At 66.2% G+C, this 11,982-nt stretch carries 7 protein-coding genes; 3 read left to right on the forward strand and 4 right to left on the reverse strand.

What is annotated here, in order from left to right; all coding sequences use genetic code 11:
• Positions 1 to 35: 35 nt before the first annotated feature.
• Genes dhbA through BMY03_RS00185 form a run of 4 tightly spaced genes read right to left on the reverse strand, consistent with a single transcriptional unit; the run spans position 36 to position 4,469 of the window.
• Complete coding sequence (gene dhbA, locus BMY03_RS00170) at positions 36 to 818, reverse strand: 2,3-dihydro-2,3-dihydroxybenzoate dehydrogenase (protein WP_353511530.1); 783 nt, start codon at positions 816 to 818, stop codon at positions 36 to 38.
• Entirely contained in the window at positions 785 to 1,651 is an 867-nt protein-coding gene (locus BMY03_RS00175) for an isochorismatase (RefSeq protein WP_023632374.1), read from the reverse strand. The genes dhbA and BMY03_RS00175 overlap by 34 nt, the downstream gene beginning before the upstream one ends.
• Positions 1,652 to 1,668: 17 nt before the next feature.
• On the reverse strand, positions 1,669 to 3,270 hold the full coding sequence (locus BMY03_RS00180; protein WP_094009909.1) for a (2,3-dihydroxybenzoyl)adenylate synthase: 1,602 nt from the start codon (positions 3,268 to 3,270) through the stop codon (positions 1,669 to 1,671).
• Between the two features lie 26 nt (positions 3,271 to 3,296).
• Positions 3,297 to 4,469, reverse strand: a complete 1,173-nt coding sequence (locus tag BMY03_RS00185) for an isochorismate synthase (protein WP_094009910.1) — start codon at positions 4,467 to 4,469, stop codon at positions 3,297 to 3,299.
• 128 nt (positions 4,470 to 4,597) lie between these two features.
• Between BMY03_RS00185 and BMY03_RS00190 the strand changes: the two genes are divergently transcribed.
• From BMY03_RS00190 to BMY03_RS00200, 3 genes are all read left to right on the forward strand, one after another.
• On the forward strand, positions 4,598 to 8,890 hold the full coding sequence (locus tag BMY03_RS00190) for an amino acid adenylation domain-containing protein (protein ID WP_232888157.1): 4,293 nt from the start codon (positions 4,598 to 4,600) through the stop codon (positions 8,888 to 8,890).
• A 75-nt stretch (positions 8,891 to 8,965) separates the two neighbouring features.
• Positions 8,966 to 10,285, forward strand: a complete 1,320-nt coding sequence (gene basC, locus BMY03_RS00195; RefSeq protein ID WP_094009912.1) for a putative histamine N-monooxygenase — start codon at positions 8,966 to 8,968, stop codon at positions 10,283 to 10,285.
• Positions 10,286 to 10,517: 232 nt separating this feature from the next.
• Positions 10,518 to 11,897, forward strand: coding sequence for a DUF6035 family protein (locus BMY03_RS00200; protein WP_094009913.1), 1,380 nt, complete (start codon positions 10,518 to 10,520; stop codon positions 11,895 to 11,897).
• Positions 11,898 to 11,982: the final 85 nt, after the last annotated feature.

Raw genomic sequence — 11,982 nt, forward strand, 5'->3', positions numbered from 1 at the left:
GCGGGTGAAAGTCCTTGTCGGTGGCCGTGTCGGGCTCAGGCGGCCAGGGTGGCGCCGCCGTCGACCACGATGTCCTGCAGGGTCACGTGGCCGGCCTGCTCGGAGGCGAGGAACAGCACCACATGAGCGATATCGTCGGGCGTGGCGATCTTGCCCAGGGGCACGCCGAGCTTGAACTGCTGTGGCAGGCCGTCGATCAACTGCCGTTCTGCCGCCGGATCGCCCAGCATGCCGGCCAGCATCGGCGTGCGCGTCGAGCCCGGCGAGACCACGTTGCAGCGCACGCCATAGGGCGCAAGCTCGAGGCCCACGCAGTGGCTGAGGCTGACCAGCGCGGCCTTGGAGGCGCAGTAGGCGGCCATGTTCAGCCGCGGCACATGGGCTGCATTGGAAGCGACGTTGACGATGGCGCCGCGGCGCTGGCGGCGGAACACCGGGGTCCACTGGCGCATCAGGTAGAACGGCGCGCTGGCATTGACGTCGAGGCAGCGCTGCCAGTCCTCGCAGGACACCTCGTCGCTGAGCCCGAGCCGCAGCACGCCGGCCACATTGACCAGCACATCGAGATACTGCGCCTGTTCCTTGAGCCGGTCGCAGACCCGTTGCACGTCGGCCGGGTCGGTCAGGTCGACATGCAGCAGCGGGAACGGCACGTCGGCCTCCTCGCAATCCAGGCCGATGACCTCGGCGCCTTCCTCGACAAAGCGCTGCGCCACGCAGCGGCCGATGCCGCTGGCGGCACCGGTGACCAGCACGCGCCGGCCAGTGAAGCGGGCCATGGCCATCAGGCGGCCCCCCGCGCTTGCACCAGCGACCACCAGCCATCCAGCGTCGGCGCGTTGGCCAGCTCCTCGAAGCTGACGGCGATGCCGCGCTGCTTGAGCTCGGCGGCCAGTTTCATCACCTGCAGCGAGTCGAGGCCGTAGAAGATCAGGCTTTCCTGGGGGTCGAGCTCGCTGTCGTCCTCGATCATCTGGCGCACCCGGCCGTGCAGCCAGTCACGGGTAGTCACGCCCGCCGGCTGGGTCAGCAGGGTGGCGGTGTCGGTGACATGGCCGCAGCGGGTGGCCACGTACTTCAGGGCCAGGCGGTGCTCCTCCTCGGAGAAATCGGCCACCGCGTCGCCCACCAGGAAGGCCTGGATATCGTTCATGAAGGCGTCGGCGGCGGTGATCATGCAGCCGATATGGGCGTACACGCCGCCGATCAGCAGTTGGTCCCGCTGCCAGCCGCGCATGCGTTCGAGCAGGTCGGAGCGCTGGAAGGCACTGTAGCGCCACTTGGTCAGCACGGTATCGCCCGGCTGCGGCGAAAGCGCGTCGATGATCGGTTGCTGTTCGGGGCTGGCCGCGGGCAGCCCCGGGCCCCACATGGCGTTGAGCAGGGCGCGGTCCTCAGGCGGCTGTTCATGGGGCTGGGCGGTGTAGACCACCGGGATGCCTTGCGCGCGAGCCCACTGGATCAGCCGCGACAGGTTGTCCACCAGCGCGGTGAGCAGGGCGCCGTCAGGCTGGTAGAAGCGCAGGAAATAGCGCTGCATGTCGTGGATCAGCAGCACGGCGCGGGCCGGGTCGGGTTGCCAGGTGGTCTTGTTGGCCGGGTAGCTGGCCGGTTGCGGCATGGGGTAGTCGTGGATGGTTGGAATGGTCATGTCGGGTCCTTGGACGGTCAGACGGTCGGGGCGACGGCGAGCAGCGCGCGCAGTTGCTTCTTGTCGATCTTGCCCACCGCGGTCAGCGGCATGGCGTCGATCAGCCGGATCCGATCCGGGAGCTTGTATTCGGCGATGCCCAGGCCCATGAGGTGGCGGCGCAAGGCGATCGGCTTGAGTTGCGGGTTGCGCGAGACGATGAAGGCGCAGCTCTTCTCGCCGAGCAGTTCGTCGGGCAGCGCCACCAGGGCGGCGTGGGTCACGTCGGGGTGCATGACGATCAGGTTCTCGATCTCCTCCGAAGCGACCTTCTCGCCGCCGCGGTTGATCTGGTCCTTGACCCGCCCGACGACCCGCAGGTTGCCGTCGGCGCTGCGCTGGACGATATCGCCGGAGTGGTAGAAACCGTCCTGGTCGAACACCTGGGCGTTGTGCTCGAGGCTCTTGTAGTAGCCGCAGAAGGTATAGGGGCCACGGGTGGCGAGCATGCCCGGCTCGCCGTCGGCGACCGGCTGGCCCTGTTCGTCGAGGATGCGCACCTCGTCCAGTTCGCTGATCGGCCGGCCCTGGGTGGTGAATACCTGTTCGTCGCTGTCATCCAGACGGGTGTAGTTGACCAGGCCCTCGGCCATGCCGAATACCTGCTGCAGCTTGCAGCCCAGCACCTCGGGAACCTGGCGCGCCAAGGCCTCGGCGAAACTGGCGCCACCGACCTGCAGCAGGCGCAGGCTGCGCAGCTTGGCGGCGTGCCCGGGGGCGGCCTGCAGCCACAGGGCCACGGCGCTGGGCACCAGGGCGGCCATGGTCACGGCGTGGCGTTCGATCAGGGCGAAGCAGTGCAACGGCTCCGGGTTGGCCGCCATGACGATGCAGCCGCCGGCGTGCAGCACGCCCAGGCCACCGGGGGAACTGAGGGTGTAGTTGTGCGCCGCCGGCAGCGCGCAGAGGAAGCGCGTGTCGCTGTCGAGGGCGCAGATCTGCGCGCTGGCCCGCACGCTGTAGGCGTAGTCGTTGTGGGTGCGCGGGATCAGTTTGGGGGTGCCGGTGCTGCCGCCGGACAGCTGGAACAACGCCACCTCGCCGCACGGGCTGGGCGCGTAGTGGGTGCCGCGCACATCGGCGCTGGCGCTCCAGTCGTCGAGGGCATCGAGCATCAGCGTCAGCTTCGGGCGCAGGCCTTCCTTGGCCAGGTCGTCGAGGAACGCGTCATTGCGGAATACCTCATGCTCCGCCGAAGCGATCAGCAGGGCCGGCTGGATCTGCCGGGCAAAGGCGCCCAGCTCGTGCTGGCGGTGGCTGTACAGCGCATTGACCGGGGCGATGCCGGCCTTGAGCAGGGCGAACAGCACGATGTAGAACTCGGCGACGTTGGGCAGCTGCACCAGCGCAGTGTCGCCCTGGCCCAGGCCGTGGGCGGCCAGGCGCGATGCCAGGTTGGAGGCACGGCGATCCAGTTCGCCGTAGCTGATGCGGCGCTCGCCGCAGAGGATCGCCGGGGCTTGCGGCTGCACGGCGGCGCGGGCGATCAGCAACTGGCTGAGCGGCTGGTCGTTCCAGTAGCCGGCGGCGCGATAGCGCTGCGCCCGGTCCGCGGGCCAGGGGGTGAATTCGATGGTCATGGGCATCTCGGAAAGCGGGTTTGAGGTCAATGGTCCAGGCCGCAGGCGCGCAGCATGGTGCCGAGCTTGGTCTGTACTTCGTTCCATTCGCTGTCGGGGCTGGAGGCCTCGACGATGCCGGCGCCGGCGAACAGGCGAACGCGCTGGCCGTTGAAGGTGCCGCAGCGGATGGTCACCACCCACTCGCCGTTGCCTTCGGCGTCGCACCAACCGACCATGCCGGTGAACAGGCCACGCTCGAAGGGCTCGACGAAGCGGATCAGCTGGCGGGCGCGCTCGGTGGGGTAACCGCATACGGCGGGGGTCGGGTGCAGGCGGCAGGCCAGTTGCAGGGCGTCGATATCGGCCGAGGCCAGTTCGCCCTCGATGCGCGTGGACAGGTGCCACAACGCGGCGGTGCTGATCAGCGAGGGCCGTTCGGGGACCTGCAGGCGGCTGCACAGCTCGCCGACGCGCTGGGCGATGTCCTCGGTGACCAGGCGGTGCTCGTAGTGGTCCTTCTCCGACGCCGCCAGCCATTGCGCATTGGCGCGGTCGGCCTCGGGGTCGGCCATGCGTCGCACGGAGCCGGCCAGCGGATTGCTGACGAAGGCGCTGCCTTGCTTGTGCACCAGCAGTTCCGGGCTCACCCCCAGCAGGGTGGAACCGTCGGCCAGGGGCACGTGGAAGTGGTAGCCCTCGCGGTTCAGTGCCTTGAGGTTGGCCTGCACCTGGGCCGTGTCCACGGGCGCGGCAAAGTGCAGTTCGCGCTGCACCGAGAGCACGGCCTTGCGCACATCGCTGTGCTGGAAGTTGACGATGGCGTGGCGCACGGCGCGCTTGAAACCGTGTTCGTCGGGGATGTTGGCCTGGCTGAGCAGAGCAGGCAGCGAGCCGGGCTTTACAGGAGCCGCGGCGCGCGCCTGCCAGGTATAGGCCTCGGGCACGTACAGGCTGGAAGCCTGGGTGGTGTCGAACGGGATTGCGCCGACCACGATGGGATTTTCCTGCCCGGCCTGGCGGGCGCGTTCGAAGGCCTGGTCGATGCTGCGCCGCAGTGCGCCACCGGCCAAATGGCTGGCGTGGGCCGCAGTGTCGATGCGTTCGCGCAGGCCGCTGACGCTCAGCTCGCGCTCGCCGGATGTGAATGAAAAGCTCGAATCCTCTTGGTTGAGCGGCATGGTGTCCCTGTCTTGCAAACGCAGGGTGCCTGTCTTCATGGGTTGCCTCCTTGGCGATGGGTGAGAAAGAAAACCTTGAAATATAATCATTCTCGTTAGTAAATATGAGGACGCGAAACACATGGATTTGTCAACTACGCGGGTAAGCGATGAGAGAGTTAACTTCGATGCAGGCCGCCTGTTGGATCGGGCGGGATGCACATGCGGCACTGGGTGGCGTCAGCGCGCACCTGTACGCCGAGTTCGATGGCCGGGCCATCGATGTGGCGCGCCTTGCCGGCGCACTTGAGGCGCTGTACCGGGCGCATCCGATGCTGAGCCTGCGCATCGACGGGCAGGGGCTGCAGGCCATCGACGAAGCACAGCGCGCCCAACTGGAGCTGGAGGATTTCAGCGATCTGGATGGTCCAGCCGTGGAGCGGCGCCTGCTGGAGAAACGCCAGCAGTGGAGCCACCAGCGCCTGGACCTGAGCATGGGCCAGGGTGCGCGCTTCGGCCTGAGCCTGCTGCCGGGCAATGCCAGCCGGCTGCACGTGGACACCGACATGATCGCGGTGGACCCGTCGAGCTTCCGGGTGCTGATGGAAGACCTGGCCCGGCTGTACGACTCGCCTGAAAGCGTTCTGCCTACCATACCGAACTACTTCGACTGGCTAGACCAAGTGCGTGCCGATGCCGACCTGCGTGCCGCCCGCAGCCACGACCGCGCCTGGTGGCGAAAACGCCTGGCGCAGATCGCCCCGGCGCCCTCGCTGCCCTTGCTCCCTGCGGGGCCGGCACGCAGCGAGCGCTTTGCCGCTCGCCTTGAACCTGCGCAGTATCGTGCCTTGCAGCACGCTGCGCGCGCGCAGCGGATCACCTCGTCGGCGTTGATGCTCGGGCTGTTCGCCACCGCCCTGGGTGAGCACACCGGCGATCGGCGCTTGCGCCTGAACGTCCCGGTGTTCTGGCGTGAACCGCTGCTGGAGCCTGTGCAGCGCATCGTTGGCGAGTTCGCCAACCTGGTGCTGGTGGACGTTGACTTCACGGGTGTCGCCAGCCTTGCCGCGCTGTGCCGGGATCTGCATCGGCAACTGGTGGAGCGCCTGGCGCACAGCGCCTATCCGGGCGTGGACCTGATGCGCGACCTGTCGCGTCATCACGGTACGCCGCAACTGGCACCGGTGGTATTTACCGCAGGGCTGGACCTGCCTGGCGGCGAGCTGTTCTCCGAGCGGGTGAACCGGGTGTTCGGGCCGATGGACTGGGTGATCTCCCAGGGCCCGCAGGTGGCCCTGGACGCACAGGTGGCGCGGGCCGATGGTGGCCTGCTGATCAATTGGGACGTGCGCCTGGACGCATTGCCCGCTGACTGGGTCCAGGCACTGTTCGAGCGCTTCATCGCCCTGGCTGTGGCGGTGGCTGCCGACACGGGCGCGCTGCACCAGCCATTGGCGATCGCGGCGAGCCGGGATCGACCACTGAACGCCCTGCAACAGGCCTACCTGCTGGGGCGTGGCGAGCATCTGCCGCTGGGCGGCGTGGCCATGCAGGAGTTCCGCGAGTATCGCGGGCGCATGGACCTGGCGCTGCTGCGCAGCCGCCTCACGGACATGGTGCGCCGCCACGATAGCCTGCGCACCCGCATCGATGCCCAGGCATTGACCCAGTCGACAAGCGACCAGGTGCAGGTCAACCTGGAGGTGATCGACCTGCACGGGTTGACGGCCGAGCAGGTTCAGGCGCAGCTCGAGGTCCGTCGCGAGGACTATGCCCATGCGCTGTTCGATCTGGCCGGGCCGCCCTGGAGTGTCACCGCCTTCCAGTTGCCACAAGGCGAGTTGGTGGTGTTCGTACGCTTCGATGCGCTGATTCTTGATGGACGCTCCATCGCGACCTTGATGGTCGAGCTGTTCGACGGGCACTGCCAGCCGCTGACGGCCAGCGAGCCGACGGCGGCTGGCATCGACCAGAGCGAGGTGCGCAAGGCCGATGCCGAGTATTGGAAGGCAAAGCTGGCTGAGGTCGACGGCGCGCCAAGGCTGCCGTGGCGCCAAGCCTTGGACAAGGTCGGCGTGGCCCGGTACGCCCGCCAGCGCCAGGTAATCTCCGCCCAGGCGTTCAAGGCATTGAGCCGCGCAGGTGCGCGTGAGGGGCTGTTCAAGAACTCGACGATCATGGCCGTGGTGCTGGAAGTGCTCGGCCACTGGCTCGACGAAGGCAGCCTGTGCGTGGCGGTGCCGGTGGCGCCGCCCCAGGACGGCGCATTTGCCAACCGCTCCAGCTTCATCGCCGTCGATTGGCAGCGCGGCCTGCCCAGCCTGGCCGAGCGCGCCAAGCGCCTGCAGGCCGATGTGCTGGAAGGCTTGCAGCATCTGGCGTTCTCCGGCGTGGACCTGGCCCGCCTGCTGTACGACAGCAACGGCCCGGGCCCGGCGCTACCGGTGGTGCTGACCAACGGCCTGTCCTGGCCGGTGGGCGCGGTCGATGGCCCGATGTACCTGAGCGCGGGCCTGACCCAGACGCCGCAGGTGGCCATGGACATCCGTTTCTGCAACACCGCCGAGGGCGGGTTGGCGTTCGAGATCGACTATGCCCGCGAAGCAATCGATGGCCGCTGGGTCGGACAGCTGCTCGTGGCCTTGAACCAGGCGGTGGCGCAATTGGCCGGGCAGGTTGCATTCGAAGTCCACGCACGGCAGTTCATCGACCTTGGCCACTACCGCCTGAACAGCAGCGAGGCGCAGGCCGAACCAGTCGATTTCCTTGGGCGCATCGCCCACAACCTGTTCGGCCCGGACAATGGACGCATCGCCTTGCTGCATGGCGAGCGGCGCATCAGCTATGCCGAACTGGGGGAGGGTGTGAAGCGCATTGCCGGGGCATTCCAGGCCCGCGGGCTGCGCCCCGGCCAGGTGGTCGCCATTTGCCTGCCACGCGGTCCTGAGCACACCATGACGAGCCTGGCCTGCGCCCTGAACGGGCAGGTCTGGGTACCGATCGACGCGGCGGCGCCCGAGGAGCGCCTGCGCTATCTGTTGGACAACTGCCAGCCGGCACTGGTGGTCGACGCCGTTGCGCCACTGCTGGCCAGCCCTCCGGCAGCCCTGGACCTGACGACTCTGGTGGCCTTGTCGGCGAGCACCGCGCCGGCCTACTACCTGTACACCTCCGGCACCACCGGCAAGCCCAAGTGCGTGGTGCTGAACAACCGCGCCACCGCCAATGTCATCGGCAGCACCTTGGCGCAGTGGCAGGTCAGCCGCGACGATGTGTTCATCTCGGTGACCCCGCTGCACCACGACATGTCGCTGTTCGACGTGTTCGGCAGCCTGTGCGCCGGGGCGGCGCTGGTGCTGCCCGAGCCCGGCGAGGAAAAGGATGCGCTGCGTTGGAACCAGTTGGTCAGGCAGCACGGCGTGAGCCTCTGGTGCTCGGTCCCGGCCATCCTCGAAATGCTCCTGGCCTGCCGTCAGGGTGATGGTCTGCGCAGCCTGCGCCTGCTGGCCCAGGGCGGCGACTACATCAAGCCGGCGGTGATCGCCGAACTACGCGAGCAACTGCCCGAGGCGCGGCTGGTGTCCCTGGGTGGCCCGACCGAGACCACCATCTGGAGCATCTGGCACGAAATCGGTGAACAGGACCGCGCCAGGGTGCCCTATGGCCGGCCACTGCCGGGCAACCGCTACTGGCTGCTGGACGAGCACGGCGCGCATTGCCCGCAGGGCGTCGCCGGGCGTATCCACACCAGTGGGGTGGGCCTGGCCTTGGGCTACCTGGAGGACGGCGAACTGGTGCAGAGCGACTTCGTCGATGTGCTCGACGAGCACGGCGCGCCAGTGCGTGCCTTCCGTACCGGTGACCGTGGCCGCTACCGCGAGGACGGCGTGCTGCTGTTCGACAGCCGGGTCAACGGTTACGTGAAGGTGCGCGGCGTGCGGGTGTCGCTGCCGGACATCGAGATCGAGCTGATCCGCCATCCGGCGGTGCAGCAGGTGCTGGTGGTGGACTATGGCGACACGCAACAGGGCGAGGCCTGCATCGGCGCGCTGTATGTAAGGCGCAACGGTGCGCCGCCCGGCGCCGTGGCGTTGCGTGAGCATGCCCGGGCCTTGCTGGCGCAGTCCCATGTACCCACGCGGTTCGTCGAGGTCGACGCCTTGCCGTTGACCGCCAACGGCAAGCCGGACCGCAGGCTCGCCCGCGCCTTGCTTGAAGGTGACACCGGGCAGGCGCCGATAGCGGCGGCTTTGCCCAGCGATCCGCAGCGTCATGCCCAGGTGCTGGCGATCTACCAGCAGGTGCTCGGCGCCACCCAGCCGGCCAGGGATTTCCTGGCCATGGGCCTGCGGCCGCAGCACCTCAAACCGCTGGCGGCGCGCCTGGGCGAAGCCTTCGCGGTGCGCCTTTCGCCCGCGCAGTTGCTGCCATGTCGCACGGTGGAAGAGGTCGAGCGCCTGCTCGTCAACGCCCCCGTGTGAAACCACCGGCCTGAATCAATCGTCCTGGGCCTGGCCTGGGGCGCCAATCATCGTTCTTGGGAAATCATCGAGCATATGGACATCGCACACCTGGATATCGCCGGCATCGGCATCGGACCGTTCAACCTGGGCCTGGCCGCGCTGCTGTCACGCCACCCGCACCTGAGCTGCGCGTTCCTCGAGCGCAAGGCGCAGTTCCGCTGGCACGAGGGCCTGCTGCTGCCCGGCACCACCTTGCAGGTGCCGTTCCTGGCCGACCTGGTGACCCTGGCCGACCCGTGTCACCCGCTTAGCTACCTCAACTACCTGCACCAGCACGACCGCCTGTTCCAGTTCTACTACTACGACCACTTCCAGGTGCCCCGGCGCGAGTACGACCACTATTGCCGCTGGGCGGCGGGCCAACTGCCGGGCTGCCATTTCGGCGAGGAGGTCACGGGCGTGCGCTACGACAACGCCAGCGAACGCTTTGTCATCGACAGCGTGTCGGTGTCGGGCCTGGAGCGGCGCTACAGCAGCCGCGACCTGGCCATCGGCCTCGGCACCCGGCCGTGGTTGCCGGCCTGGGCGCAAACCCGCACCCAGGCGCCGTTACTGCACTCGGCGGAGTTCGGCAAGCGTCAGGGCGAGCTGGAGCAGTGCCGGCGCGTGGTGGTGGTCGGCTCCGGACAGAGCGCCGCGGAGTGCGTGCTGGCGCTGTTCAACGCGCTGACCCCGGAGCAGGTGGAGGCGGGGGCGTCGATCCACTGGATCACCCGCTCGGGAGGCTTCCACCCCATGGAGTACTCCAAGCTCGGCCAGGAGTGTTTCACTCCGGCGTACATGAACTACTTCCACACCCTGGCGCGGGACAAACGCCGGGAGATCGTCGCCCAGCAGGGCCTGTTGTACAAAGGCATCAGCTTCTCGACCATCGGCGCAATCTACGACCTGATCTACGAACGCTCCATCGGCGGGCGCGAGCCTGGGCTGACGCTGCTGTCCAGCTGTGACGTGGGGACGGTCGAGGACCTGGGCTCGGCGGGGCTGCGCATGACCTTCCGGCATAGCCAGCTGGAGCAACGGGCAACGCTAGAAGCCGACGCGATCGTCGCGGCGACTGGCTATGCCCATGCCTGGCCGCAGTGGTTCGAGCAGCTCAAGGGTTCGGTGCTGGCCACCGACGCGCACGGCGACTGCATCGTCGGCGAGGACTTCACCGCGCAGCGTTGCGATGGCGGCAGTGGCCGGGTGTTCGTGCAGAACGCCGAGATCTTCCAGCATGGCGTCGGCTCGCCGGACCTGGGGCTGGGGCCGGTGCGCAATGCGGTGATCGTCAACCAGTTGCTGGGCCGGGCGCAGTACCGGGTGCCGCAGCGCTCGTCGTTCCAGCGCTATGGGTTGCCAAAGGACTGAGCCATGGGGCTGCGTTGCAGCCCTTTCGCGGCACAAGGTGAACTGGCTTAATGATCCCGGACACCACTTACGGGCGATATGATTCGCCCAATCAGGAGGGCCAAGCTGAGCGACTTGGTCGAATGCTCCGCTAGCCAGCAGCATGTTCGCATTGATGTCCTGTGTCTGTTGAAACCGAATCTACGAATGGTCAGCATCGCAGCGAAAATTGCGATGCTGATGGAGGAAAGCCGTGCGCACCTTGGAATACGCTCAGCCTACTGAACACATGAAGCTGACGGACGTTATGGATCTGGACAGCGCCGCACCTATCGAGATCGCCAGCTTCCTGAGCCGCGAATTGTCCTTGGTCATACAGGATAGGGCGGAGCTTGCGTCACGTTTCGTGCTGGATCGAGACAAACCCTGGTTAGTTTGTCAGCTCTGCGGCGCTGCTCTTTTACTGGTGCGCACGCACCATCGTTTTTTCCATTTCCGCCATCACCCGACCATCGAAGGCCTCATCAAATGCGACATCTCTACCAAAGGTGAGCTCAGCCCAGCCCAGATCACAGCCATCAAGTACAACGCGCAAAAGGAGAGCGCTGCGCACCTGCGGCTAAAGGGGATCATTCGCGACAGCTTGGTTGCAGACAGATCGTGCGGCGCCCCTCAAGTAGAGAAAGTTTGGAAGGGGCAAGCGGTCGCCGAACGTGCGACCTGGCGCAAGCCAGACGTCCAAGTGATGAGGGACAATGACCGCATCGCCTTCGAAGTACAGTTATCCACGACGTTCCTTACGGAGATCGTCGGCCGACGCGAGTTCTACCGAGCTAACGGCGGATCGATGATCTGGGTATTCGAGAATTTCGACCCTAGCGCAACCAGAACGGCGGAGGAGGACATATTCTTCCTGAACAATCTGAACGTCTTCATCGTCAATGATCGGACGCTGGCGCTGTCCAGATCTGCTGGCCGCATGGCGTTTGATTGCTGGTACGCCGTGCCTCAGTTGGTTGGTCGCACCATTGTGAACGAATGGAGGAGGGCTGACGTTTATCTGGACGAGCTGACGTTTAGCTTCCGGAAGCAGATCGTGTTCTATAACGACTACCAGGCACAGAGAGAAGCACTAGAGGCATCGGTCAACGGTGACGTTCTACGCCGCGATTTTCATGCGTTCTGGATGGAGTTCGGCAGGCAGGACACTCCAGAGTCCCGGGAACGCTGGCTCGATTTGCGCGAGCGCATGGCAACTGTATTTCCCGCTATCAAGCTTCCCAACTTCCATTGGTCAGACCCTTTTCAAGGGGCCGTTTCCATTGTGCTAAGTGCGCGATATGGACGGCCGATAGGATACCGATTCGAGCGCCTGCTCAATGTCTGCAACCAGGCTTTCGACTCCTACAAACCATTCCTGCTTCAGTTCGGTTGGACACTGGAACTCTTTGAGCAAAATGAGCTGTTGATCGAACAAGACAAAAAGGGTACCTGGGTGAAGCGACGTGCAATCATCCGCGCCGCGCTCAGAGATCGGGAAGACGCGTATCGGCCTGATCGACAATACAACCAATTATTCGCATTCCTGGTACCTGAGCTAAAGGATCGACTGATCAACATGCGCGAGTGGTGATAAATCCGGCGCAGCATCCCCAGCACGCTGGCGCCAGCGATAGAGGAGCCGGGAGCCTCTCTACCCAGCCCTCGGCAAGGTGGTG

It is taken from the genome of Pseudomonas soli (assembly GCF_900110655.1).
Classification (GTDB): domain Bacteria; phylum Pseudomonadota; class Gammaproteobacteria; order Pseudomonadales; family Pseudomonadaceae; genus Aquipseudomonas; species Aquipseudomonas soli.